Annotated in this window: 24 protein-coding genes and 2 tRNA genes; 24 read left to right on the top strand and 2 right to left on the bottom strand. The window is 41.6% G+C overall.

What is annotated here, in order from left to right:
* Window positions 1-517: 517 nt before the first annotated feature.
* From ileS to rlmN, 14 genes are all read left to right on the top strand, one after another.
* Window positions 518-3622 (top strand): isoleucine--tRNA ligase, encoded by a 3105-nt coding sequence (gene ileS / locus INF20_RS02660; RefSeq protein ID WP_226384841.1) that lies wholly within the window; start codon window positions 518-520, stop codon window positions 3620-3622.
* A 189-nt stretch (window positions 3623-3811) separates the two neighbouring features.
* Window positions 3812-4129, top strand: coding sequence for a hypothetical protein (locus INF20_RS02655; protein ID WP_226384840.1), 318 nt, complete (start codon window positions 3812-3814; stop codon window positions 4127-4129).
* 3 nt (window positions 4130-4132) lie between these two features.
* Window positions 4133-6151, top strand: a complete 2019-nt coding sequence (locus INF20_RS02650) for a V-type ATP synthase subunit I (protein WP_226384839.1) — start codon at window positions 4133-4135, stop codon at window positions 6149-6151.
* Complete coding sequence (locus tag INF20_RS02645) at window positions 6151-6621, top strand: V-type ATP synthase subunit K (RefSeq protein ID WP_226384838.1); 471 nt, start codon at window positions 6151-6153, stop codon at window positions 6619-6621. Before INF20_RS02650 ends, INF20_RS02645 begins: the two co-directional genes overlap by 1 nt.
* A gap of 11 nt (window positions 6622-6632) precedes the next feature.
* Window positions 6633-7226: a V-type ATP synthase subunit E gene (locus tag INF20_RS02640; RefSeq protein WP_226384837.1), complete on the top strand. Its 594-nt coding sequence runs from the start codon at window positions 6633-6635 to the stop codon at window positions 7224-7226.
* 20 nt (window positions 7227-7246) lie between these two features.
* Window positions 7247-8224 carry a V-type ATPase subunit gene (locus INF20_RS02635; protein ID WP_226384836.1) on the top strand — a complete coding sequence of 326 codons (978 nt, stop codon included), beginning with the start codon at window positions 7247-7249 and terminating at the stop codon, window positions 8222-8224.
* Window positions 8217-8561 carry a V-type ATP synthase subunit F gene (locus INF20_RS02630; protein WP_226384835.1) on the top strand — a complete coding sequence of 115 codons (345 nt, stop codon included), beginning with the start codon at window positions 8217-8219 and terminating at the stop codon, window positions 8559-8561. The genes INF20_RS02635 and INF20_RS02630 overlap by 8 nt, the downstream gene beginning before the upstream one ends.
* Window positions 8558-10327, top strand: a complete 1770-nt coding sequence (locus INF20_RS02625; RefSeq protein WP_226384834.1) for a V-type ATP synthase subunit A — start codon at window positions 8558-8560, stop codon at window positions 10325-10327. Before INF20_RS02630 ends, INF20_RS02625 begins: the two co-directional genes overlap by 4 nt.
* Window positions 10328-11704, top strand: coding sequence for a V-type ATP synthase subunit B (locus tag INF20_RS02620; RefSeq protein ID WP_226384833.1), 1377 nt, complete (start codon window positions 10328-10330; stop codon window positions 11702-11704).
* Window positions 11705-11707: 3 nt separating this feature from the next.
* Window positions 11708-12361, top strand: a complete 654-nt coding sequence (locus INF20_RS02615; protein WP_226384832.1) for a V-type ATP synthase subunit D — start codon at window positions 11708-11710, stop codon at window positions 12359-12361.
* 30 nt (window positions 12362-12391) lie between these two features.
* On the top strand, window positions 12392-12742 hold the full coding sequence (locus INF20_RS02610) for a cupin domain-containing protein (protein ID WP_318959499.1): 351 nt from the start codon (window positions 12392-12394) through the stop codon (window positions 12740-12742).
* A gap of 112 nt (window positions 12743-12854) precedes the next feature.
* Window positions 12855-13379 carry a VanZ family protein gene (locus INF20_RS02605; protein ID WP_226384831.1) on the top strand — a complete coding sequence of 175 codons (525 nt, stop codon included), beginning with the start codon at window positions 12855-12857 and terminating at the stop codon, window positions 13377-13379.
* A gap of 2 nt (window positions 13380-13381) precedes the next feature.
* Window positions 13382-13831, top strand: coding sequence for a hypothetical protein (locus tag INF20_RS02600; RefSeq protein WP_226384830.1), 450 nt, complete (start codon window positions 13382-13384; stop codon window positions 13829-13831).
* A gap of 9 nt (window positions 13832-13840) precedes the next feature.
* Window positions 13841-14875 (top strand): 23S rRNA (adenine(2503)-C(2))-methyltransferase RlmN, encoded by a 1035-nt coding sequence (gene rlmN / locus INF20_RS02595; protein ID WP_226384829.1) that lies wholly within the window; start codon window positions 13841-13843, stop codon window positions 14873-14875.
* Window position 14876: 1 nt separating this feature from the next.
* On the opposite strand, the gene INF20_RS02590 is transcribed toward rlmN, so the two are convergent.
* Window positions 14877-15137: a hypothetical protein gene (locus INF20_RS02590; protein ID WP_226384828.1), complete on the bottom strand. Its 261-nt coding sequence runs from the start codon at window positions 15135-15137 to the stop codon at window positions 14877-14879.
* Between the two features lie 589 nt (window positions 15138-15726).
* Between INF20_RS02590 and INF20_RS02585 the strand changes: the two genes are divergently transcribed.
* The 10 genes from INF20_RS02585 to INF20_RS02540 all read left to right on the top strand — a co-directional run bounded on the left by INF20_RS02585 (window position 15727) and on the right by INF20_RS02540 (window position 24699).
* Window positions 15727-16149 (top strand): hypothetical protein, encoded by a 423-nt coding sequence (locus tag INF20_RS02585; protein ID WP_226384827.1) that lies wholly within the window; start codon window positions 15727-15729, stop codon window positions 16147-16149.
* A 120-nt stretch (window positions 16150-16269) separates the two neighbouring features.
* Complete coding sequence (locus INF20_RS02580; protein WP_226384826.1) at window positions 16270-17151, top strand: DMT family transporter; 882 nt, start codon at window positions 16270-16272, stop codon at window positions 17149-17151.
* A 1-nt stretch (window position 17152) separates the two neighbouring features.
* The gene (locus INF20_RS02575) at window positions 17153-17779 is read left to right on the top strand and encodes an NUDIX hydrolase (protein ID WP_226384825.1); all 627 of its coding nucleotides are present in this window, start codon (window positions 17153-17155) and stop codon (window positions 17777-17779) included.
* Window positions 17776-18582 carry a carbon-nitrogen hydrolase family protein gene (locus INF20_RS02570; RefSeq protein WP_226384824.1) on the top strand — a complete coding sequence of 269 codons (807 nt, stop codon included), beginning with the start codon at window positions 17776-17778 and terminating at the stop codon, window positions 18580-18582. The genes INF20_RS02575 and INF20_RS02570 overlap by 4 nt, the downstream gene beginning before the upstream one ends.
* A 49-nt stretch (window positions 18583-18631) precedes the next feature.
* Window positions 18632-19660, top strand: coding sequence for a BMP family lipoprotein (locus INF20_RS02565; RefSeq protein WP_226384823.1), 1029 nt, complete (start codon window positions 18632-18634; stop codon window positions 19658-19660).
* Entirely contained in the window at window positions 19660-21453 is a 1794-nt protein-coding gene (locus INF20_RS02560) for a YgiQ family radical SAM protein (protein WP_226384822.1), read from the top strand. Before INF20_RS02565 ends, INF20_RS02560 begins: the two co-directional genes overlap by 1 nt.
* The gene (locus tag INF20_RS02555; protein ID WP_226384821.1) at window positions 21450-22748 is read left to right on the top strand and encodes a DNA methyltransferase; all 1299 of its coding nucleotides are present in this window, start codon (window positions 21450-21452) and stop codon (window positions 22746-22748) included. Before INF20_RS02560 ends, INF20_RS02555 begins: the two co-directional genes overlap by 4 nt.
* Window positions 22745-23644 (top strand): YitT family protein, encoded by a 900-nt coding sequence (locus tag INF20_RS02550; RefSeq protein WP_226384820.1) that lies wholly within the window; start codon window positions 22745-22747, stop codon window positions 23642-23644. The genes INF20_RS02555 and INF20_RS02550 overlap by 4 nt, the downstream gene beginning before the upstream one ends.
* A gap of 96 nt (window positions 23645-23740) precedes the next feature.
* The gene (locus INF20_RS02545) at window positions 23741-24577 is read left to right on the top strand and encodes an Mrp/NBP35 family ATP-binding protein (RefSeq protein WP_226384819.1); all 837 of its coding nucleotides are present in this window, start codon (window positions 23741-23743) and stop codon (window positions 24575-24577) included.
* 46 nt (window positions 24578-24623) lie between these two features.
* A tRNA-Arg gene (locus INF20_RS02540) sits at window positions 24624-24699 on the top strand.
* A gap of 42 nt (window positions 24700-24741) precedes the next feature.
* Here the strand turns inward: INF20_RS02540 and INF20_RS02535 are convergent.
* Window positions 24742-24817 (bottom strand) — tRNA-Pro (locus INF20_RS02535).
* Window positions 24818-24872 lie beyond the last annotated feature (55 nt).

The following is a 24872-nucleotide window of genomic DNA, read 5'->3' as shown; positions in this document are numbered from 1 at the left end:
AGCATAATTGAAAACTCCTTTCTATGTTATTGTGGTGATTTCATTTTAAATGAGCTTGATATTATGCTCAATTTTTTATTGCATAAAAAATGTTGAGGCATCATACCCCAACATTTATTATAGAACCAATTTATTTCACCTCAGTATTTTTGTAAAACAAATTGTTGTAAAAACATAAAAAAATGATTTCAGATTAGTTGATAATAATAAAAAAATGCATGAAATATGTAAAATAATCTTGACAAAGAAATTCAATATACATAAAATAATGAATATGAAGTCAAAAGACTATGACGGAACCGGTTGTTTCGCTAAAATCCTTACAGAGAGACCGTGTTAGGTGAGAGACGGTTGGTGAACGAAGCAATAGATCAGTCCTGAGTCTACAGGTTAATATGAACAAGTGGCGTTGGCCGAGCAGTCGGCAGGCGCAACAAGGGTGGTACCGCGGTTTATTATGATAATCGTCCCTAATCCATATGGATTAGGGATATTTTTTTTACAGGAGTGTGAAGATATGTTTAAGAATTTGTCAGAAAAAGCGATAGCTGACCTGCAGATGGAGCAGGTTGAAAAGTGGGAAGAGGAAGATCTTCTTGACAAATGTGTCACAACAAGAGAAGGTCAGCCTCAGTTTGTATTCTATGAGGGACCTCCGACAGCCAACGGCCGTCCGGGTGTACACCATTTCATGGCAAGAACCCTCAAGGATTCCGTTAACAGATACAAGACCATGAAGGGCTTTCAGGTAAGAAGAAAGGCCGGTTGGGATACACACGGTCTGCCTGTTGAAATCGAAGTTGAAAAACAGCTTAAGATGACAGGCAAGCAGGATATCGAAAAATACGGTATCAAGGAATTCAATGAAAAGTGCCGTGAATCCGTATTTACATATGAAAGCCTTTGGAGAGAAATGTCCAGAAGAATGGGATATCTGGTAGATTTGGAAAACCCATATATCACACTGGACAATGACTACATCGAAACAGGATGGTGGGTAATAAAAGAATTCTTTAAAGCTGGACTCATTTACGAAGGTCATAAGATTCTTCCATACTGCCCAAGATGCGGAACAGGTCTTGCTTCCCACGAAGTAGCTCAGGGTTACAAGGAAGTAAAGGTTCTGACACTGGTTGCTAAGTTCAAGAAAAAGGATGCTGACAACGAATACTTCCTGGCATGGACAACAACACCATGGACACTGGCAGCTAACGTGGCTCTGACAGTAAATCCTAATGTAGACTATGTTAAGGTAAAAATGACATCCGGTGAAAACGCCGGCGATGTATACTATCTGGCAGAAGAACTTATGGAAAAGGTTCTCGGCGATGACAGCTATGAAGTCCTCGAAAAGATGAAGGGCAGCCAGATGGAACATATGGAATACGAACAGCTTATGCCGTTTGTGGAAGTTGAAGGCAAGGCATTTTATGTTACATGCGGCGATTATGTAACAACAACAGACGGTACAGGTATCGTTCATACAGCTCCTGCCTTTGGTGAAGACGACTACAACACAGGCAGAAAATACGGACTTCCTGTTCCTATTCCTGTGGATGAAGACGGCAAATACACTGCAACTCCTTGGGAAGGCAGATTCGTAATGGAAGAAGGCCTTGATGTTGAAATCGTAAAATATCTGGCAGCAGAAGGTAAACTCTTCTCCAAGGAAAAGATTGAACATAACTATCCGCACTGCTGGAGATGCTCAACTCCGCTTATCTACTATGCTAAGCCAAGCTGGTATATCGAAATGAGCGCTCTTAAGGATCAGTTGGTTGCAAACAACAACACTGTTAACTGGTATCCTGAATATGTGGGAGAAAAGAGATTTGGAAACTGGCTGGCAGAGGTTAAGGACTGGGCAATATCCAGAAACAGATACTGGGGTACACCAATTCCTATCTGGAGATGTGAATGCGGTCATCTTGAATGCGTAGGCTCCAGAGAAGAGCTTATAGAAAAAGCTCAGGAAGATATAGATATGAGCATAGAGCTGCACAGACCTTATGTGGATGACGTTCATCTCACATGTCCGGAATGTGGCAAGACTATGACAAGAATTCCAGAAGTAATGGACTGCTGGTTTGACAGCGGAGTAATGCCATATGCACAGCATCATTATCCGTTTGAAAACACAGAACACTTCGATGATCAGGAATTCCCTGCAGACTTCATTTGCGAAGGTATAGACCAGACTAGAGGTTGGTTCTACTCACTGATGGCAGTTTCCACATTCTTAAAGGGCAAGGCTCCATATAAGAATGTACTGGTAAACGACCTGATTTTGGATAAGCACGGCAAGAAGATGAGTAAGTCCAAGGGTAACACCGTTGACCCGTTCCAGGTATTGGATCAGTACGGTGCCGATGCTCCAAGATGGTACCTGCTGCAGTCATCACCTGCATGGACTCCGACAAAGTTTGACGAAGACGGACTTCAGGATCTGGTATCAAAATTCTTCGGAACATTAAAGAATGTATATAATTTCTTTGTACTTTACTCAAATCAGGACGATATAGATCCTTCAAAATTTGATGTTCCTGTGGCAGAAAGACCTGAACTGGATAGATGGATAATCTCCAAGTTCAACAGAGTTGTAAAGGAAGCTACTGAATTTATGGATTCCTACGACCATATGAGAGCCACAAGGGCAATACAGAACTTCGTAACAGAAGACCTGTCCAACTGGTACATCAGAAGAGCAAGAAGAAGATTCTGGGCAGAGGGAATGTCCGATGACAAGAAGGCAGTATACAAGACTACATATGATGTTCTTGTAGGTGTTGCAGAACTGATGGCACCGTTTGCTCCGTTTATCGCAGACGAAATGTATGTTAAGCTGACAGGAAACGAATCCGTACATCTGGCATACTATCCTGTAGCAGATGAAAGCCTCATAGACGAAAAGATCGAAGAGAGAATGGATCTTGTAAGAACTCTCGTAGGTCTGGGAAGAGGTATAAGAGAAAAGGAAAGAATCAAGGTAAGACAGCCGCTGTCCAGCGTGCTTGTGGATGGTAAGTACGAAAGCGTAATAAGCGATTTGGTACCTCTTATCCAGGAAGAGCTGAACATAAAGAATGTAGACTTTGAAAACGATCTTTCCACATACATGAATTATGAACTTAAGCCTGCATTCAGTGTAGCAGGACCTGTAATGGGCTCTGACATAAAGGCCTTTGGTGAATACCTCGCCAAGGAAGATCCTGCAAAGGTTCTGGCAGCAGGAGAAATGGAGCTTGAATTAAACGGTAACAAGTACACTGTAGGATCCGACATGATTGATGTTAAGATAAATGCCAAGGAAGGCTTTGCAGTAGCCATGGAAAACAATGTATTTGTAATCCTTGATACAAACCTCAATCAGGATCTTGTGGATGAAGGCTTTGCAAGAGAAGTAGTTTCAAAGGTACAGCAGCTGAGAAAGCAGAAGGATCTTGAAATGATGGATAACATCACAATAACTCTTTCCTGCGATGATGAAGTTGCAGCAGCTGTTGAAAAGCATAAAGACTACATAATGAGCGAAACTCTGGCAGTTGAAATGACTGCAGGAGAAGCATCTGAAAAGTTCGATATAAACGGACACGAAACAGGTATAGTTATAGAAAAAAAGTAGTGTAAAGACGATTGAAAACACTTGTAACAATGCGCAGGGAGATAATCTCTCTGCGTATTGTTTTTTTGAAAGAAATGTGTGTTAGCAAGAGAGGTTTTTGGGGTAAAAATTTTATATTAAAACTGAAAATTATGATAGAATTAAAATGACGGAATAATTTGATTTTAACAGCAGAGGGACGGTGATAATATGGTCCGAGAAATAGTAGATAAAGTCAGAGCAGCTGAAAAAGAAGCAGATAACATAATAGCTGCGGCTCAGGCTGACGGGGCCTTGAAACTTAAAGAGGCAAATGAAGCGGCGCAGCTGCGAAAAAAAGATGCTGTAGCAAAGGCTCTGGCCGATAAGGAAATTCGCCTTGATAAAAAGAAAAAACAACTGGCAGGGTTGGAAGAAAAAACTGAAAATGATATAAAAAATGATGCCTTTGCCATAAAGGATAAGGCAGCAGATTTATATGAAGAAACCATTGAATCGGTGATGGAGCGTATATACAGTGGGAGGTAGCTTATGGCGGTACTTGAAGTAAAAAAACTGAACATATGCGCCATGAGAAAAGACGAAAAGGAAATCATGCAGACCCTTCAGCGATGGGGCTTGATGCAGATTGACGGCAGTGCCTTTGAAGGTACGGATGTGGAAATTCCAAACACCACTGAAGAGCGTATGAAGCTGGAAAGGGCTATTTCATCCATGGAAAATGCTCTTGAGGTTATGGAGACCTACAGTCCGGAAAAGAAGGGAATGTTTGCTTCTCTTGAAGGAAAAACTCCGACTGCTGCAGACAGGCTTGATGAAGTATATGCCCAAAGGAACAAGCTTATGGAAACTGTGGAAACGGTAAATTCCAATATGAAAACCATAGTGGAAAACAGAGTAGCCGTTGACAGAAATAAAGTGGCTATGGAGACTTTAGAACCATGGCTTTTGCTGGATGTTTCAATGGACTTTACAGGTACAGACAGAACCTCTTTTCTCATAGGAAGCATAGGCAAAACCGATACAGTCGAGGAAATATACGATGCCATAGGTGAATATGTGGCGGATCTTTCCCAGATAGATGTAACGGTTGTAAGCAAGGATAAATATCAGACATGTATCGCAGTTGTATGTCTTTCGGAATACGAAAAGTCCGTGGAAAACGGATTACATGCCTTAGGATTTGTAAGGATTTCCGGAAGCTTCAGCGGTATTGCAGCCGATGAAAAGAAACGCCTTGAAGATGAAAATCTTGCAATGGAAAAGGAAAACGAAGATTTGGCAGGGCAGATTGCAAAGATGGCGGAGCATCGCAGTGAAATAAGGATGCTCTCCGATGTGTATAGGGCAACTGCTAAAAGACTTGAGGCGATGAATTATGTACCTCAAAGCGAAAAGGCTTTCTTTATAAGCGGATATGCGGCTGCAAAGGATGCCGAGAGCATAGCAAAAAAGCTGGATAAAAGATTTGATCTTTATGTTGATGTGACAGATCCCGCAGCTGATGAGGATGTTCCGGTAATATTAAAGAATAAAGGCTTGGGAAGTTCCGTGGAGGGCATAGTCGATTCCTACGGGCTGCCTCATAAGGGTGAAGTGGATCCGTCATCAATAATGGGTATATTTTATGTAATACTCTTTGGAATGATGCTTTCTGATGCGGCTTATGGTGTGATTGTTACAGTAACCATGGCTGTGCTTTTAAAGAAGTTTAAGAACATGGAAGAGTCCATGAGAAAATCCCTTAAGATGTTCATGTACTGCGGCATTTCAACCATCGTATGGGGAGTGCTGTTTGGAGGATATTTCGGAGATGCAGTTGATGTAATATCAAAGACATTTATGGGAGAGCAGGTGAGCATACCGCCTCTGTGGTTTGCACCGTTAAACGATCCGATGAGGCTTTTAATGTACTGCATGATAATAGGTGTAATACATATGTATGTGGGCATGGGCATCAAAGGATATATGTATATAAAGAAGAAGGAATATGCTAATTTCTTTTGCGATGTGGTGCTGTGGCTTTGCATGCTGACAGGTCTTGTGATGATGCTTCTTCCGACAGAGTTGTTTTATTCTCTGTCTGGCTGGGAAATATCATATCCGGCATCGGTGGCATTGCTGTCAAAGATTCTTGCGGCAGGAGGTGCCATAGGTATACTTTTTACAGCAGGCAGAGGCAGAAAAAATCCTGCCTTAAGATTGGCTCTCGGAGCTTACGACCTTTATAACATAACAGGTTGGCTCAGCGACCTTTTGTCCTATTCAAGGCTTTTGGCCCTTGGACTTGCAACTGGAGTAATCGCTTCGGTGTTCAACCAGATAGGAGCCATGGGAGGAGACAGTGTATTTGGCATTATCTTCTTTATAATCGTGTTTATCATAGGGCATGTGTTCAATATGTCCATTAATATACTGGGAGCCTATGTTCATACAAACAGACTTCAGTATGTGGAATTCTTCGGAAAGTTTTATGAAGGCGGCGGAAGGATATTCGAGCCTTTTAAGACAGGCACTAAGTATGTAGATATCAGAGAGGAGAAAGAATAATGGAATTAGGATTGGTATTTGTACTGCTGGGAGCGGCAGTGGCGGTGCTCTTTGCAGGAGCAGGCTCGGCAATCGGTGTAGGTAAGGCAGGACAGGCTGCGGCAGGCGTTGTAACGGAAGACCCTGGCAAATTTGCCAAGGTGCTTATCCTTCAGCTGCTTCCTGGTACTCAGGGACTTTATGGCCTTATGATAGGATTTGTAACAATGGTAAGAGCTGGACTTCTGGGAGGAAGTCCTATGGAAATTTCCGTAGGAACAGGTCTTATGACTTTGGCAGCATGTCTTCCTGTAGGTCTTGTTGGACTTATTTCAGGAATCTATCAGGGTAAGGCATCTGTAGCTTCCATAGGAGTTGTGGCAAAGAAGCCTGAACAGTTTGCAAAGGCTATGCTTTTCCCTGCAATGGTTGAAACATACGCTATACTTGCACTGCTTATATCCTTCCTGGCTGTAACTGCAGTGCTTTAAGGAGACTGCTTATGAGAGGGATTGAAAAAATCGCGGCTCAGATAATCGGCGAGGCTGAGGAAAAGAAAGCCGCAATTTATGAGGAAATACAGCATAAGATTGATGAATTAAATGCTAAGACCGATGAGGAAATAAAAGCGGAGCTAGAGCGTATAAATGATGATACCTTAAGGGAAGAAGGCACTCTTGAGGAGCTGGCTGGACTGGCAGCTCAGCAAAAAAGAAGGCAGGCGGCACTTTCAGCAAAGCAAGAGGTAATAGGAGAAATTATAAATGAGGCCTATGAAAGATTGCTAAATCTGGAAGATGAAAAATATTTTGCCGTTATAAAAAAGATGCTTGAAGATAATGTGCTTTCTGAAAAGGGAGAAATAATTTTCTCAGCAAGGGACAGACAGAGAATGCCTAAAGGCTTTGAAGATGTAATAAAGAATGTTGCCTTGGAAAAAGGCGGCGAGCTTGTTATGTCCGATGAAATCAGAAGCATTGACGGTGGTTTTGTCCTTGTATACGGAGGCATTGAAGAAAACTGTACCTTTAAGGCGATGCTTGAAGCTAGCAGAGAGGAGCTTCACGATATGGTAAACGGAAAACTGTTCGGATAGGGCAGTGAAAGGAGAAAAACATGGGAAGACAGGATCTCACATATGCCGTTGCCAGAATCAGAGCTCTTGAAACTAAAATGTTCACAGAAGAAGATTTAAACCGTCTTTTGGCTTGTCCCACTGAGGATGATGCTGTTGAGATGCTGATGGCTAAAGGCTGGGGTAACGGTGAAGATGCCAAGGACGGTGAGACGATTCTCGAACATGAGCTTGATAAAACATGGGAAACGGTAAGAAGTCTTGTGGAAGATATGTCGACACTGGATGTACTTTCATATAAGGATCTTCATCATAATATCAAATCGGCGATGAAGCAGGTGGCATCAGGCGTTGACGCCCCTGAAACATATATTGATAATTCCTTTTACTCCGCTGATGAGCTGCTTGAAATAATCAGGGAAAAGGCATGGCACAGATTTCCGGATTTTCTTCAAAAACCGGCAGCAGATGCCTATGATATGCTTATTAAAACAGGCGACGGTCAGATGCTGGATGTGATGATGGACAGAACATGTCTTGAATCAATTTATGAGGCAGGAAAAAGATCCGATAGCGAAATAATAAAAAAATATGCCTGTGAAACAGTGGGAGTAACGGACATAAAGATTGCTATCAGATGTCAGAGAACTGGAAAAAGTGCTGACTTTATGGAAACAGCTCTTGCCAGAAGACCAGGCACCGGAGTTGATGTGGACAAGCTCATAAAGGCAGCGCTGTCAGGAGAGGGTGCGGTTATAGAATATGTGGAGGAAACAGATTATCACGACGGGGCACAGGCTCTTAAAAATTCCATGTCTGAGTTTGAGTGTTGGTGTGATAACAGGATAATCGACCTTATAAAACCGGAGCTTAGAAATTCTGATGGAATAGGCCCGATATTTGCATATATTTATGCCAGGGAAAATGAACTTAAATCCGTGAGAAATATACTTATGGGCAAGCGAAGCGGACTTCCGGCAGAGGAAATCAGAGAAAGGGTGAGAAAGACATATGTCTAAAATCGCTGTAATGGGAGATTACGACAGCATTTACGGCTTTGCTTCCGTAGGCCTTGAAACTATTCCGGTAACACTTCCTATGGAAGCTGCGGAAATATTAAAGAGGCTAAAGGATGAAAGATATGCTGTAATATATATTACCGAAGTTCTGGCATCTCAGCTGGAAGAGGAAATAGAAAAAATGAAGGAAGAACCGGTGCCCGCAGTAATACTGATACCGGGAACATACGGTGATACTGGTAAGGGCATCGAGGACATAAAAAAATCCGTCGAAAAGGCGGTAGGATCGGACATATTGTCCGGAGATGAGACGAAAGCAGGTGATGGGCAGAAATGAGCAGAGGTGTGATTAAAAAGGTTGCCGGTCCGCTGGTTATAGCAGAGGGCATGAGAGATGCCAATATGTACGATGTGGTACATGTAAGCGAACACAACCTTATAGGCGAAATAATAGAAATGCACGGAGACCAGGCATCCATACAGGTGTATGAGGAAACTGCAGGGCTGGGACCGGGAGAGCCGGTGGTATCCCTGGGCAGACCTCTTTCCGTGGAACTGGGACCGGGACTCATATCAAATATATACGACGGTATTCAAAGACCACTGGATGAGATAATGAAGGTTTCAGGGGGAAATGGCCTTGAAAGAGGTATATCTGTACCTCCACTTCCAGAGGAAAAGCTTTGGGACTTTGAGCCTACGGTATCTGAAGGCGCTGAAGTCACAGGTGGAGATATTATCGGTACCGTACAGGAAACGATAGTAGTAAATCATAAAATAATGGTACCGCCCGATGTTAAGGGAAGGGTAAAGGAAATAAAGAAGGGCAGCTTTACCATAAGAGATACTGTGGCTGTCATAGAAACGGAAAAGGGCGACAGAGAGCTCACAATGACACAGCATTGGCCTGTAAGATCCGGAAGACCGTATAAGACTAAAATGGCTCCTAAAAAGCCTCTTATTACAGGTCAGAGGGTTATAGATACCTTCTTTCCTATAGCAAGGGGCGGAGTTGCTGCAGTACCTGGCCCATTTGGATCCGGTAAGACGGTTATTCAGCATCAGCTGGCAAAGTGGGCGGAAGCGGATATCGTGGTATATATCGGCTGCGGTGAACGCGGCAACGAAATGACAGATGTATTAAACGAATTCCCTGAGCTTAAGGACCCGAAAACCGGTGAATCACTGATGGAGCGAACAGTGCTCATTGCAAACACTTCTGATATGCCTGTGGCTGCCAGAGAAGCCTCAATTTATACGGGTATAACCATAGCTGAATACTTCAGAGATATGGGATATTCGGTAGCTCTTATGGCGGATTCCACATCAAGATGGGCAGAGGCCTTAAGGGAAATGTCAGGCCGTCTTGAGGAAATGCCGGGTGAAGAAGGTTATCCTGCATACCTTGGATCAAGGCTTGCCCAGTTCTATGAAAGAGCAGGACAGGTTATAACCCTTGGAAGTGAAGAAAGAGAAGGTGCACTTTCAGTAATAGGTGCAGTATCTCCGCCGGGAGGCGATATTTCAGAGCCGGTTTCCCAGGCGACGCTTAGAATAGTAAAGGTGTTCTGGGGGCTTGATTCAAATCTTGCATATAAAAGACATTTCCCAGCGATAAACTGGCTGACAAGCTATTCACTGTATCTGCAAGATATGGAAAAATGGTTTAACGCCAATGTGGCAGAGGACTGGATGGAGCATAGACAGGCCATGATGGCTCTGCTCCAGGAAGAGTCAGAACTTGAAGAAATCGTAAAGATGGTTGGTATGGATGCCCTTTCTCCTGCGGACAGGCTTAAGATGGAAGCGGCAAGATCCATAAGGGAAGACTTCCTTCATCAAAATTCCTTCCATGAGGTTGATACATACACTTCCCTTAAAAAGCAGCATCTTATGATGAAACTGGTAATGGCATTTTACGATTTTGGTGTAAAGGCTCTGGCAGACGGTGCTAATATCGAAGAAATCATATCTATGCCTGTAAGGGAAAGCATAGGAAGATTTAAATATGTTCATGAGGATGAAATAGAGCAGGCCTACGATAAGGTAATGGCTGAATTTGCCGAAGAAGGCAAAAATATAGATGGAAAGGAGGCGTTCTAAGTGCCCAAGGAATATAGAACTATAAAAGAAATATCAGGACCTCTTATGCTCATTGAAGGCGTAGAGGGTGTTACATATGACGAACTGGGTGAAATCGAGCTGGTTGACGGCGAGGTAAGAAGATGTAAAGTCCTTGAGGTGGACGGTACAAATGCTTTGGTGCAGCTTTTTGACGCTTCCACAGGTATAAACCTTTCCAACAGTAAAGTAAGATTTTTAGGCAGAAGCATGGAACTTGGAGTAAGCGAGGATATGCTTGGTAGAGTCTTTAACGGACTGGGAAGCCCTATTGACGGCGGCCCTGAGATACTTCCGGAAAAGCGAATGAACATTAACGGAACGCCTATGAATCCTGCTGCAAGACAGTATCCTTCGGAATTTATACAGACAGGAGTTTCTGCCATAGACGGACTTAACACCCTGGTAAGAGGTCAGAAGCTGCCTATATTTTCGGCCTCCGGTATGCCTCATGCTCAGCTGGCAGCACAGATAGCAAGACAGGCAAAGGTGCTGGGTAAAGACGAAAACTTTGCCGTTGTATTTGCGGCAATCGGTATTACCTTTGAAGAAGCGGACTTCTTTGTGGAAAGCTTTAAGGAAACAGGTGCCATTGACAGGACCGTTATGTTTTCCAATCTTGCCAACGACCCTGCCATCGAGCGTATTGCAACTCCTAAAATGGCTCTCACATGTGCGGAGTATCTTGCTTTTGAAAAGGACATGCATGTGCTTGTAATAATGACGGATATAACAAACTATGCGGATGCTCTTCGTGAGGTGTCGGCAGCAAGAAAGGAAGTCCCTGGCAGAAGAGGCTATCCTGGCTATATGTATACTGACCTCGCTACCCTCTATGAGAGAGCAGGCCGTCAGATAGGCAAAACGGGAAGCATCACAATGATTCCTATTCTTACAATGCCTGAAGATGATAAGACTCATCCTATACCTGACCTTACAGGCTATATTACGGAAGGTCAGATTATCCTAGGCAGAGACCTTTACAGAAAAGGCGTTAAGCCACCGATTGATGTACTGCCGTCTCTTTCTCGATTAAAGGATAAGGGTATAGGAGAAGGCAAGACTAGAGCAGACCACAGCAACACCATGAATCAGCTTTTTGCAGCATATGCCAGAGGCAAGGATGCCAAGGAACTGATGGTAATCCTTGGTGAAGCAGCGTTAACTGAAATAGATATTATGTATGCTAAATTTGCCGATGCCTTTGAAAATGAATATGTATCACAAGGGTATGATAACGATAGAAGCATAGAGGAGACACTTAATATAGGTTGGAAGCTTCTTTCCATGCTTCCACGAAGCGAGCTTAAACGAATTGATGATAAATTCCTAGACGAGTATTACGGAAAGCAGGTGTAGTTTATGGCAGCCGGAAATGTAATACCTACCAGAATGGAGCTGACCAGATTAAAAAAGAAGCTTGTTACGGCGGTGAGAGGTCATAAGCTTCTCAAGGATAAAAGAGACGAGCTGATGCGTCAGTTTATGGATATGGTAAGAGAAAACATGACTCTGCGTAAAAAAGTAGAAGAAGGCATAAGGCAGGCAAACAGAAAGTTTGTCATAGCCAGAGCCGCCATGACTTCCGCTGAAATTAAAACGGCACTTATGATGCCAAAGCAGGAGGTCAGTGTCGATGTATCATCGAGAAACGTAATGAGCGTTGACATTCCAGTCTTTGATATAAAGACGAGAACCGGCGATGCAGCTGATATTTATCCATACGGATTTGCCTTTACATCGGGAGATCTTGATGATGCGGTAAAATCCCTTGACGATGTACTGCCGGATATGCTAAGACTCGCGGAGGTTGAAAAAGCCTGTCAGATGATGGCTTCTGAAATAGAAAAGACTCGCAGAAGGGTAAACGCACTAGAACATGTTATAATCCCAGAGACCCAGGAAAATATAAAGTATATCACAATGAAGCTTGACGAAAACGAGCGAAGCTCCCAGGTTAGGCTTATGAAAGTAAAGGATATGATGCTAAAGGAAGCTCATCACTACGAAATGTGATATACTGTATATATAGTGGAGGTGAAGGACATGTCAATGACTAAAACAGGCGAAAGAAAAGTTGAAAAAAATGTAGGTGCTCAAGGCGGTGCCGGATACATACTTAAGGAAGCTCTGATTTCCGAAGAGGAAAGAGGCGAAGGCTGCGGACTTTTCGCAAAGATCATATTAAAGCCGGGATGTGAAATCGGCTATCATCAGCATAACGGAAATACTGAGACATATTATATTCTCAAAGGAAAGGGAACATACAACGATAACGGTACCACTTATATGGTGGAAGCCGGAGATGTGACCTATTGTAAGGAAGGCGACTGGCACGGACTGGTTAACGACAGCACCGGCGATATTGAGATGGTTGCGCTGATACTTAACAAGTAAATAAAATGTATGCAAAGGCTGACCGATGTGTCAGCCTTTTTGATTGCTTTTTTCTATTTATATTGCTTACGAACATGTGACATGTTAGCATGTGTAAAAGGAGAGATAGATTATGATTGATTTTGATATTTCGACAATATGTATAGGAATTATTATATTTGCAGTACTGACATTGATGGGAAAATGGTACAAAAATAAAAAGCGTTATGTATTTCAAATACTAATGTTTGTTTATCTTATGATGGTAATTGAAAAAACTTTGTTTCCAATTGAATTTATAGATTTGGAGTATAATATATGGGACAGGATAAACTTAGTACCATTTTCAGAAGGATTGACTCAAAACGGCATACTGAATATCATAATGACTGTTCCTTTTGGATTTTTGATACCATGTATTTACAAAGATATTTCAGCAAAAAGAATGCTTTTGCTAAGTGTTTTCATTGGCGTAATAATAGAATTTTTGCAGCTTGGTATTGCTTTAATGGCAGGATTTACATTCAGAATAATAGATATTGATGATGTTATTTTTAATTTCATAGGTAGTATCATTGGATATGGCATATATCTATTGGTTGGATTTTGTGTTAAACTATTGCATAGTGCTAATACAAATAAAGATGGAAAGGTGTAACGATGACAACAAAAAACGGAGCAAAGAAATTTACATGGAAAAAGGTGCTTCTCATAATATGGATACTCTTTGGAGTATATGTGTGTTCCAGAGCGATATTTTACTCTGTAACAAGTCCTAACCAGGTGGAAGCAAATGGCGGAACTACCGTTTACGATATGTATATGTTAACCGACCACTTCATGGACACCCATGAAATAAAGTATCGTGAAGGTACACAGGAATACAAGGATTGGCTGGATAAGAGTCTAAACGGAGAACTGGACGAAAAGACAATGGCAGACCTTAAAGGTGAGAAGTGGTATGATGATTATTTGATTTATGCCGAAGGTTATCTTAAATACGGAGAATCTACAGAAGTAAACTCTGTATTTGCTTCGCTCGGATACAACGTTGTCGTTCCAAAAGAAATGAGAGATATGACAATTGAGGATCTTAAAAACGACCTCTAAAGTAGTGTTATGGAAAAGAATAAGACAGATATTAAGAACATGGAAATAGACGAGCTGCGTCAGTGGTTTGAGGGCATAGGAGAAAAGGGCTTTCGCGCAAAGCAGGTGTACTCATGGATTTATAAGGGAGTTACTGACTTTTCCGATATGAGAAATCTCTCAAAGTCCTTGATAGAAAGACTGGACAGCGAAGCGTACATATCTTCCCTTGAAATCGTTACGGTACAGAAAAGCAAAACAGACGGAACGAGAAAATATCTCTTTGAACTTGAAGACGGCAATCGTATAGAAAGCGTATTTATGAAATATAAATACGGTAATACTCTTTGCGTTTCGTCTCAGGCAGGTTGCAGGATGGGATGCAGATTTTGCGCTTCAACGCTGGACGGCCTTCGCAGAAATCTTACGGCAGGAGAAATTGCAGATCAGATAATTGCAGCCCAGCGAGATACCGGTGAAAAAATAGGTCATGTGGTTGTAATGGGCACCGGTGAGCCCTTTGATAATTATGAGGAAATAAGCCGCTTCATAAGTATGATAAACCACAAGGATGGCTTAAACATCGGTATGAGGAATATAACGGTTTCCACATGCGGTATTGTGCCTAAAATCGGACAGTTTGCCAAAGACTTTCCACAGGTAAATTTGGCGATTTCTCTTCATGCACCGAACGATAAAATACGAAGCGAAATGATGCCTGTAAACGACAGCTACAATATGGATAAGCTGCTTGCTGCGTGCAGAGATTATACCAAGGAAACGGGTAGGAGAATTACATTTGAATATACACTCGTTTCCGAAGTAAATGATAGCGATGCTAATATCAGCGAGCTTATTGGAAAACTTCGAGGTATGCTCTGCCATGTCAATCTGATTCCTTTAAATAAGGTGAAGGAAACGGGGCTGGAACCGGCAGCAAGAAAACGAGCTGAAGAAATCGCCCAAAGGCTTGAAAGTAGCGGCATCGCCGCAACGGTAAGACGGGAGCTGGGAAGCGACATAGACGGTGCCTGCGGACAGTTGAGACTTTCGAAAAAACAGTAGATTATCTATTTTTTCGCAAAAACCAACTGCAAATTTGAGCAATGATTGCAGATATTGCCATTCCAATAGCCAGTAAAAAGTGGATATTTGTAATGACATATATTATGAAAGCAATATAAAAAAGAAATGAACTGATAAGACCTTCAAAAATGATAGGATGCATTTTTACAAGGTCTTCTTTTTTTGTTTTGTAGTAACAACTCAAAGCGATATAAATTAAATTAGCTAAAATCAGCATAAACAAAATAGCTATAGTTTCCATGGAAGATACTCCTTATTTTAAGTTTATAAATTATCTACCTTTATGGTGCCATAGCTATGATTTTTAAGTAAAGCAACGAAAGTTAACATTGGCGCAACGTATCGTTGCACGTTAGATATTATTAGATAATGTCAAATGCATTTTAATTATTGTAACAAAAATAACCACAACTGGTCAGTGTCGCTCGGGCTCCAATTGCCGTCAGAGGTAACTAGTTATGGTTATATATGTAAAGTAACATATTGAGATGAAGTTGTCATTAAACTTATCGTTTAGTATCCAATGGAATATTGATGATGTTGTCTAAGGCAAATAATATTCAGGTTTCTTTTACATCTTTTGAATTTTCCATGGCTTCTGCTGAGATAAGTATAATGTTTACTGGAAAAATATTAGATTAAGTCTAGCAAATTCGATGCAAATTCCAATAAGTAATAATAATATTTTACAAATCCACTAATAATTTGTACGCTCTGTAATCATTGAAATTTCAATCAAAACTAATTAAAGTTAATGAAATTAACGGTTGATAAACAACATTCAAACATGTATAATAAAACAAAAGCACACCAAGAAGGAGGAAACTATTATGGTTAAGTTATTAGTTGGAAGAAAAGGCAGCGGAAAGACAAAGCAGATGGTTGATCTGGCCAACGAAAAGGTCGATGAACTCAAAGGGGATGTAATATTTATCAATAAAAACCACAGACTTATATTTGATCTCAAGCATTCAATGAGAGTTATATGCATGGAGGATTTCCCTCACATCACAAACAGCGATGAATATATCGGATTCCTGTATGGTATAATCAGCTCAAACCATGACATAGAAATGATTTTCATAGACGGTATACTCAAGCATGCGGATGTATCTCTTGGTAACCTGCCTGAATTCATTGAAAGACTTAAAAAGCTCTCTAAGATTTATGATATTGAATTCGTGGTAAGTTTAAGTGCTGAAAAAGAAGAAATGATAGGCGTAGATTTTTCCGACTGCGAAATACTGAATTAATCATATAAACATATCGACAGTGCTTAAGACATTAGGCACTGTCTTATTTTTATGACATAACCTAATTTCTCGGAGAGAATTGTTAGTAGGTCAAACACAAATTTGTGAACAGGAGCAACTATGAAGGACAGATATAAAGTTTACATCGGCGTTATCATGGCGGCATTTTTATTTGGCACCATGGAAATTGCCTTAAAAATTGCCGGAAGCAGTATAGATTCCTTTCAGCTGACGGCAGTGAGATTTTTTATCGGCGGTCTTCTTTTACTGCCGTTTGCCATTAAGGAAATGAGGGATAACGATATCAGACTGGATATAAAGCAGTTTTTGTATCTTGGTCTTGTGGGTATAATATGTATACCTGTAAGTATGCTTATTTTCCAGATAGGAGTGCTTAAAAGCAATGCGGCAACGGCATCGGTGCTCATTTCCATGAACACCTTGTTTACATTGATATTTGCAAGGATAATCGACAATGAAAAGATTTCACGAAATAAGATTATTGCAATTTTTGTAGGTATCATCGGTGCGCTGTTTATGATAAAGCCGTGGGATATGCAAGAGGGAAATACAGTTCTTGGAGTTGTTCTGGTGCTTATAGGCGCAGCGGCATTTGGCCTTTATACGGTTATGGGAAAGAAGGCAACTGATCAGGTGGGCATCTTTGTTCAGACAAGCTTTAGTTTCATTGAAGGCTCCATTGTGCTTGCCGTAATAAATCTCATAATAGGAAAGCCGATTATAGCCGGTATAAATATGGATAACATCCTTCCTGTGCTTTATGTAAGCGTATTTGTAACAGGCTTGGGATATCTGTTTTACTTTATTGCAATTAAATATTCCAATGCGGTTACAGGTTCGGTAACATTTTTCATAAAACCGGCCATCGCTCCGATATTGGCTGTGCTTATACTTCACGAAAGTATTTATTGGAACTCCATTGTAGGTATCATTTTGGTGCTTATAGCTTCCTTTGTAAATTTAAGGGAAAATAAAAAGTGATATGATAAATATTGAACAGATAAAGGATAAACTTCAAAACAGAAAACTATCGACTGTGGGAAGGCACACATTCTTTTCGGTGCTTGTGCCTTTTGTTGAAATAGACGGAGAAATTCATATTCTCTATGAAATTCGCTCACAGGTAATTCCGACTCAGCCGGGAGAGGTGTGCTTTCCGGGCGGAGCGATAGAGCCTGGAGAGACTGCCAGAGAGGCAGCCATAAGGGAAACCTGTGAGGAAATCGGTATCCCGCCAAGGTGTATAGAAATTTTTGCCGAAGGGGATAGACTTATAACCCAGGCTAATTTTACGATGTACAGCTTTATGGCAACAATTCCGAGATCTGCATATGAAAATGTAAAATTAAACGAAGCGGAAGTTGATCAGGTTTTTACTGTTCCTTTAGAATGGTTTATGCACAATGACCCAGAGGTACATATCGTTGATTTAAAGCAGTTTAACAGAGCTGATTTCCCCTTTGAAAAGGCACATATATCGCCGGATTACAAATGGAGAAGCAGCAATGCGGAGGTGCCTATATATAACTATGAGGACAAGGCAATATGGGGACTTACCGCAAGAATAACAAGAAACATGGTTCAGATACTTAAGGGAGAAAAGAAATGAGCAAGATAAAATTAGCATTGGTACAGATGAAAGGCTTTTCCGATAAGGATAAAACCATTGAAAAAATGAAGAAAAAGGTTGCGGAAGCGGCAGCCTCAGGAGCGGATATTATCGTGCTTCCTGAAATGTGGAACTGTCCTTACGGCACAAAGTTTTTCAGAGATTACGGCGAGTATGAAAATGATAGCAAGAGCATTAAAGAACTTTCTGCTTTGGCTAAAGAGTTCGGTGTATACCTATTTGGCGGCACCATATCTGAGCTTGATGAAGATAAGGTTTACAACACCTGCTATGTCTTTGACAGACAAGGTGAGATTATAGGAAAGCACAGAAAGCATCATCTCTTTGATGTGGATATAAAGGGCAAAATGCGTTTTAAGGAATCCGATGTGCTTTCTCCAGGAGAAGATTTGACAGTTGTTAACACTGAATTTGGTAAAATCGGTGTTGCCGTGTGCTACGATGTGAGATTTGCCGGAGACTTTAATAAGATGACTAAGGAAATGGGTGCGCTGGCATTTATCGTACCTGCGGCATTTAATACGACTACCGGCCCTAGATTTTGGCAGATAATAATGCAGGGCAGAGCCGTTGATAATCAGAGCTTTATTATCGCTTGCGCTCCTGCACTGGATGATAACGCGCCTTACGATGCCTATGGACACAGCTGCGTAGTAAGCCCATGGGGAGAAATCATAAAGATGGCTGAGTATGAGGAAACCATAGTGACTGCAGAAATTGATTTAAGCGAAGTCATGGAAGCAAGAACTCAGATACCGATTTTAAATCCAACTTCTCTATGATATAATAATTAAATAGGGTAAATGAATATTTGAAAGGACTTAGTAACTTATGAAAAAAATCATGTCGCTGCTTATGGTGTTTGCCGTGGCCTTCACATTTGCGTCATGTCAGACAGCAGCAGAAAAGCAGAATGAAGTTGTGGAAATGAAGCCTTTAGTGGTTGTTATAACCGATGAAGGCGGTATAGGTGACCACTCCTTTAACGATGAAGCTTTAGCTGCTCTTGAAGCGGTACAGGAAGATGAGGATATAGATATAAGATTTTTTGAGGTGTCTTCAAAGGATAAATACATAGAGGCAATTCAAACTGCTGTAAATGAAGATGCCACTCTTACAGTTGCTGTAGGAAGCAATATGGAAGAGGCTGTTTTAACAGTGGCTGAGGAAAACCCTGAAAGCTATTTTGCTGTAATCGACTCACAGGTTGAAAGCGATAATGTCAGCAGCATAAGCTTTGCGGATAACGAAAGTGCTTTCTTGGCAGGATATGCAGCTGCAAAGACAACCAAAACAGGTAAAATAGGACTTCTCGGTGGAGATGAAAGAGCGACTGTGGATCTTTTCGGATACGGCTATGAAGCCGGCGCAAAGGCAGCAAATCCTGATGTTCAGATTGTAAGAGGCTATGTGGGTTCGTTTTACGACAGCGATAGGGGCTATGATGCAGCAGTAGATATGTTTAAAAACGAAAACACAGATGTAATAATGCATATGGCAGGACCTTCCGGTGTCGGTGTTATAAAAGCGGCTAAGGATAACGGCTTTACAGTAATTGGAGCCGACAAAGATCAGTCAAGTCTTGCTTCGGATAATGTACTGTGCTCTGCTACAAAGAACATGAAGCCGGGACTGGCAGAGCTTATCAAGGCTGCACTTAAGGATAAGTTTGAAGGAAGCCATGTAACCTACTACATGAAGGATGATGGCGTCGATTTAAGCGATAACGCAGGAAATATAAAGGGAGAATTAAAGGAGCAGATTGACGCTCTTAAAGAGGCTATTGAGGACGGAGACCTGGTGGTGCCGACCGATGAAGAAAGCCTCCAGTCATTTACAATGCCGGAGGGAATACTGTAATGGGTTTTCTGCCTGTAAGTAAAAAAGATATGGAAGATAGAGGATGGCAACAGGTTGACTTTGTCATAGTGACAGGGGATGCTTATGTTGACCATCCTTCTTTTGGTACTGCAATAATTAGTCGTGTACTTGAAAGATTCGGGTATAAGGTGGCTATATTGGCACAGCCGGATTGGAAAAGCACTGAGGATTTTAAAAGATTTGGAAGGCCTAGACTGGGCTTTCTTATAAATTCAGGTAATGTGGATTCCATGGTAAACCATTACTCGGTTTTTAAGAGAAGGCGTAAGCAAGATGCCTATTCGCCGGGCGGTAAAGCAGGATATAGACCGGACAGAGCTGTTATCGTATACGGCAATAGAGTCAGAGAAGCCTATAAGGATGTGCCTGTGATAATCGGAGGCATTGAGGCTAGCCTCAGAAGATTAGGTCATTACGACTACTGGAGCGACAAGGTAAGAAGGTCAATCCTTTTAGATAGCGGTGCGGATATTCTCATATACGGCATGGGCGAAAGAGCTGTAATTCAGATAGCAGAAGCACTGGAAGCAGGTATAGATGCTTCTCTTATTGGTTGGATTCCTGGAACCTGCGTAAAGGCCCACGAGGTTGACGATGATACGGTACTGCTGCCTTCCTTTGAGGAGATAGCAGAGGATAAGGCTGCTTACTGTAAAAGCTTTATGACTCAGTATAAAAACAACGACCACATATCCGGTCATAAGATAGCAGAAAGGTATTCTGAGGGACTTTATGTAGTTCAAAATCCGCCTCAGCCACCTTTGGAAAGAGATGAACTTGACGATATATATGACCTTCCATACGAGAGGACATATCATCCGATGTACGAAAAGGACGGTGGCATACCGGGCATAAAGGAAGTTAAGTTCAGCATAGTAAGCAGCAGAGGCTGCTTTGGCGGATGTGCTTTTTGTGCCATAACATATCATCAGGGAAGGCAGGTTAGATCAAGGAGTGTTGAATCCATTGTAAAGGAAGCGGAACAAATCACACAGCTTGATGACTTTCACGGATATATCCATGATGTGGGAGGCCCTACTGCAAACTTCAGGCATCCTGCCTGCGAAAAACAGCTTAAGCATGGCGTTTGTAAAAACAAGGATTGTTTGTATCCTTCTCCATGCGAAAATATGCTTATCGATCACAGCGATTACATAAAGGTGCTGAGAGCTGTGAGAGGCGTTTCTGGAGTAAAGAAGGTGTTTATACGCAGCGGTATCAGATACGACTATCTTATGGCAGATAAGGACAAGTCCTTTATGAAGGAACTTTGTGAGCATCATGTCAGCGGTACCCTTAAGGTGGCACCGGAGCATATATCAGACCGAGTGTTGGGATATATGAGAAAGCCAAACAGAAGGGTATTTGATGAGTTTACAGATTTATATACAAAGACAAATAAAAAGCTTGGTAAAAAGCAGTATCTAATCCCGTATCTTATTTCATCACATCCAGGCTCTGAGCTTTCTGATGCAATTGATTTGGCCCTTTATCTTAAAAAAAGCGGCTTTATCCCCGATCAGGTACAGGATTTTTATCCGACACCGGGAACCCTTGCCACTACCATGTACTATACGGAAATGGACCCTTTTACCATGAAAAAGGTCTATGTGGCAAAGAATATGGAAGAAAAGAAAATGCAAAGAGCCCTTATGCATTTCCATAAGAGAGAAAACATGCAGACTGTCAAAAAGGCTCTTGTAAAAGCGGGAAGAAAAGACCTTATCGATGTTTTTTATCCTCCTAAAAAAAGCAGAGGTGCAAAGAGATGAGCATGATAAATGAGCTTCCTCGGATTTTTTGCAGTGCATATGAGGAATATAAAAAACTAAATAAAGGCAGTTTTAAGACTATCATGGAAAGCGGCAGCGAAGATAAAAGTGCGCTAAGTTCACTGCTTATATGGTCGGACAACAGAAAATCATTGCCATATTTAGCGCAAGTAGGGTATGCAGGCAAAGTGCAGATGATATATGCAGATCCGCCATTCTTTTCTAAAAGTGATTACAAGGCAGCCCTTAAAATTCGCTGTGCAGATGGAAAAAACAAAAATGTAAAAGTTCATGCTTACGACGATAGATGGGGAAACGATATTTCCAATTATATCAACGAAATGGTGGTGCAGCTTTTTGCCATGAAGGAGCTGCTTAAGGATGATGGCGTGATTGTGGTGCATCTGGACTGGCATGCGGTGCATTATGCAAGGCTTGTGATGGATGAAATATTTGGTGCAGATAATTTCATAAATGAGGTAATCTGGAGCTATAAATCCGGAGGCAGCAGCTCAAAAAGATTTGCCAGAAAACACGACAATCTGCTTATTTACGGAAAAACGCCACAGTATAAATTCAGAGCGATAAAAGAAAAATCATATAACAGAGGATTTAAGCCCTACAGATTTAAAGGTGTTGAGGAGTTTCAGGACGAAAAGGGCTGGTACACAATTGTAAACGCAAAGGATGTATGGGAAATGGATGCGGTAGGTCGTACTTCGTCAGAAAGAGTTGGATACGCTACCCAGAAGCCGGAAAAGCTTTTGAAGCGGCTGATAGAAGCCTTTACTGATGAGGGCGACATCGTATGTGATATGTTTTCAGGCTCTGGCACCACTGCTGCGGCGGCAGTAAAAAGCGGCAGGCGATGGGTGTGCGGCGATAAAAATCCCATGTCAATTGCCATGAGCCTTTCAAGAATTGCCGGCCATGACAGTTCGTATAAGGTTATTAAGGAAGAAGATGCAGCTAGCGGCATCGGTGAAATATCCGCAGCCTATGAGAATGGAGTATTAAGGCTTACAGGTTATACTCCGGCGACTGTGGAGGATGTGGATTCGGACAGTCTAAAAATTGTAAATGAGACGGCGGTAAACAGTCCGAGAGACCTTATAACATATGTAAGTCTTGACACAGACTCCGACGGAAAAATTCATAAAAACAGATATGATATGGGCAGTGCAGAGGGCAGAATGCCAGAAGAAATATCTGTTCAGGCTTTAAAGGGAAATAAAATACATATACTCGCAGCCGATGTATTCGGCAACTTTTCCGAAAGGGAGATTGAGATATGAAAGATAAGGAAAACAAAAGAAAAAAAGTAAAGGATACTACGATAGATATGCTGTTCTTATTGGCAGCATGCTGCTTTGGTACATTTTCCACAGTGTCCATAATGTTGCCAAACGGACTTACCAGCGGTGGCTTGACTGGCATAGTTCGTATAATACAGAATTATGTAAATCTTAACTTTTCCGTGATTTACTATATGGCTTCCATTGCAATTCTCATAATTTTGACCATATTTTTAGGATGGAAGGAAGCAAGAAAGACGATTATCCTTTCCATCATGTACCCGACAGTTATGGTGGTGTTTGAAAAATTAAATCTTTCTCTTTTGGAAGGTAAGGATGTAATTTTGGCAGCTGTATTTTGCGGTGTGTTTTCCGGTATTAGCAGCGGCATCGTAATTTGGAGAGGATACTGCTTTAGCGGAACAGACGGCATAGCGAAAATAATACGAAAGAAGCTGCTTCCACAGATACCTCAAGGTAAAATAATGGTTACCATAGATGCGGCGGTAATAATAGTTTCAGCTTTTATCTTTGGACGCAATATAGCCCTTTATGCCCTTATAACTCAGCTGATAATTTCAAAGACCATAGACACTGTTATATTTGGTTTTGAGTCAAAGATAGTTCAGGTTGAAATCATAACAAAGGATATGGCAGAGCAGATTATAGACTTCGTTATGGATGATATGCATAGAGGTGTCACCACGGAAAAGGTTATCGGCGAATATACTAAGGATAGATATACCAAGATAAGGGTATATTGCTCGCCGAGGGAAAGCATTGAGTTAAAGAAAAAACTGGCGGAAACAGATCCTACAGCATTTGTTTCATCAATTCGTGTCGAAAACGTGTGGGCCAACGGTAAGGGCTTTAAGGATATCCACGAGGATAAGTAATGGGTTTTGTTGACGATGGATTTTTAAAGTGTTAAACTTATTTTTGCGACGAAATATATAAGCACTTATATTTAAAAATAAAGAGGAGATAATAAAATGAGCGAACAGTGTAATCATGACTGCAGCAGCTGCAGCGCAGACTGCTCAGAAAGAACAGCGGAATCTTTTCTCAAAAAACCGCACGAAAAAAGTGATATAAAGAAGGTTATAGCCGTTGTCAGCGGTAAGGGCGGCGTAGGTAAATCTCTGGTAACAGGACTTGCTTCCGTAATCGCTTCAAGATGTGAATACAAGACAGCAATTCTTGACGCCGATGTAACAGGCCCTTCGATTCCTAAGATGTTTGGCGTAGGCGGACAGGTGGCAGCCAACGAGGAAGGTATCTTTCCTGCAGAATCTGCAACAGGCATCAAGATGGTTTCTACAAACCTTATCCTGGAAAACCCTACAGATCCTGTAGTTTGGAGAGGTCCGGTTATCGGCGGAGTTGTTGAACAGTTCTGGACAGATGTTATGTGGGGCGATGTTGACTATATGTTTGTTGATATGCCTCCGGGAACAGGCGATGTGCCTCTTACAGTGTTCCAGTCACTGCCTGTTGACGGTATCATAATCGTTACAACACCTCAGGATCTGGTATCAATGATTGTTGAAAAGGCTGTTAAGATGGCTGAACTGATGAACATTCCTGTACTGGGCGTAATAGAAAACATGAGCTATATTCAGTGCCCTGACTGCGGAAAGAAAATCAGTGTATTTGGCGAAAGCAATCTTGAAGCAATAGCTGATAAACACGGCCTTGATATTTTAGGAAGACTTCCAATCGATCCTAAGCTCACTGCACTTTGCGACGCAGGACAGATTGAAAGATTTGAAGGAAACTGGCTTGAAAAGGTGGCAGAAATGCTCCTTAAGATGCTTCCTGAAAAATAGGATATTAACAATTAAAAAAGGGATGCCATTTGGTATCCCCATATATGGGACACTAGCTCAATGGATAGAGTCGCAGACTTCGAATCTGTCGGTTGGGGGTTCGAGTCCCTCGTGTCTCACCAATAAAAAACCGCCAATTTTCAAGCGTTGGCGGTTCTTTTAATTGGTCGGAGTGGCGAGACTCGAACTCGCGGCTTCTGCGTCCCGAACGCAGCGCGCTACCAGCTGCGCTACACCCCGAAGTATTTAATTACAACAAATTTATTATAACACCTGAGGTTAAAATGTACATAGT

This window comes from Gallibacter intestinalis, assembly GCF_014982745.1.
Taxonomy (GTDB): domain Bacteria; phylum Bacillota; class Clostridia; order Peptostreptococcales; family Anaerovoracaceae; genus Gallibacter; species Gallibacter intestinalis.
The sequence above is the reverse complement of the archived record's forward strand: the minus strand, read 5'-3'. Positions and strand labels throughout refer to the sequence as shown.

What these genes read in the sequence shown, in the direction of transcription:
- ileS (WP_226384841.1), top strand. Translation starts at nt 518, where the DNA reads ATGTTTAAGAATTTGTCAGAAAAAGCGATAGCTGACCTGCAGATGGAG.
- INF20_RS02655 (WP_226384840.1), top strand. Translation starts at nt 3,812, where the DNA reads ATGGTCCGAGAAATAGTAGATAAAGTCAGAGCAGCTGAAAAAGAAGCA.
- INF20_RS02650 (WP_226384839.1), top strand. Translation starts at nt 4,133, where the DNA reads ATGGCGGTACTTGAAGTAAAAAAACTGAACATATGCGCCATGAGAAAA.
- INF20_RS02645 (WP_226384838.1), top strand. Translation starts at nt 6,151, where the DNA reads ATGGAATTAGGATTGGTATTTGTACTGCTGGGAGCGGCAGTGGCGGTG.
- INF20_RS02640 (WP_226384837.1), top strand. Translation starts at nt 6,633, where the DNA reads ATGAGAGGGATTGAAAAAATCGCGGCTCAGATAATCGGCGAGGCTGAG.
- INF20_RS02635 (WP_226384836.1), top strand. Translation starts at nt 7,247, where the DNA reads ATGGGAAGACAGGATCTCACATATGCCGTTGCCAGAATCAGAGCTCTT.
- INF20_RS02630 (WP_226384835.1), top strand. Translation starts at nt 8,217, where the DNA reads ATGTCTAAAATCGCTGTAATGGGAGATTACGACAGCATTTACGGCTTT.
- INF20_RS02625 (WP_226384834.1), top strand. Translation starts at nt 8,558, where the DNA reads ATGAGCAGAGGTGTGATTAAAAAGGTTGCCGGTCCGCTGGTTATAGCA.
- INF20_RS02615 (WP_226384832.1), top strand. Translation starts at nt 11,708, where the DNA reads ATGGCAGCCGGAAATGTAATACCTACCAGAATGGAGCTGACCAGATTA.
- INF20_RS02610 (WP_318959499.1), top strand. Translation starts at nt 12,392, where the DNA reads ATGTCAATGACTAAAACAGGCGAAAGAAAAGTTGAAAAAAATGTAGGT.
- INF20_RS02605 (WP_226384831.1), top strand. Translation starts at nt 12,855, where the DNA reads ATGATTGATTTTGATATTTCGACAATATGTATAGGAATTATTATATTT.
- INF20_RS02600 (WP_226384830.1), top strand. Translation starts at nt 13,382, where the DNA reads ATGACAACAAAAAACGGAGCAAAGAAATTTACATGGAAAAAGGTGCTT.
- rlmN (WP_226384829.1), top strand. Translation starts at nt 13,841, where the DNA reads ATGGAAAAGAATAAGACAGATATTAAGAACATGGAAATAGACGAGCTG.
- INF20_RS02590 (WP_226384828.1), bottom strand. Translation starts at nt 15,137, where the DNA reads ATGGAAACTATAGCTATTTTGTTTATGCTGATTTTAGCTAATTTAATT.
- INF20_RS02585 (WP_226384827.1), top strand. Translation starts at nt 15,727, where the DNA reads ATGGTTAAGTTATTAGTTGGAAGAAAAGGCAGCGGAAAGACAAAGCAG.
- INF20_RS02580 (WP_226384826.1), top strand. Translation starts at nt 16,270, where the DNA reads ATGAAGGACAGATATAAAGTTTACATCGGCGTTATCATGGCGGCATTT.
- INF20_RS02575 (WP_226384825.1), top strand. Translation starts at nt 17,153, where the DNA reads ATGATAAATATTGAACAGATAAAGGATAAACTTCAAAACAGAAAACTA.
- INF20_RS02570 (WP_226384824.1), top strand. Translation starts at nt 17,776, where the DNA reads ATGAGCAAGATAAAATTAGCATTGGTACAGATGAAAGGCTTTTCCGAT.
- INF20_RS02565 (WP_226384823.1), top strand. Translation starts at nt 18,632, where the DNA reads ATGAAAAAAATCATGTCGCTGCTTATGGTGTTTGCCGTGGCCTTCACA.
- INF20_RS02560 (WP_226384822.1), top strand. Translation starts at nt 19,660, where the DNA reads ATGGGTTTTCTGCCTGTAAGTAAAAAAGATATGGAAGATAGAGGATGG.
- INF20_RS02555 (WP_226384821.1), top strand. Translation starts at nt 21,450, where the DNA reads ATGAGCATGATAAATGAGCTTCCTCGGATTTTTTGCAGTGCATATGAG.
- INF20_RS02550 (WP_226384820.1), top strand. Translation starts at nt 22,745, where the DNA reads ATGAAAGATAAGGAAAACAAAAGAAAAAAAGTAAAGGATACTACGATA.
- INF20_RS02545 (WP_226384819.1), top strand. Translation starts at nt 23,741, where the DNA reads ATGAGCGAACAGTGTAATCATGACTGCAGCAGCTGCAGCGCAGACTGC.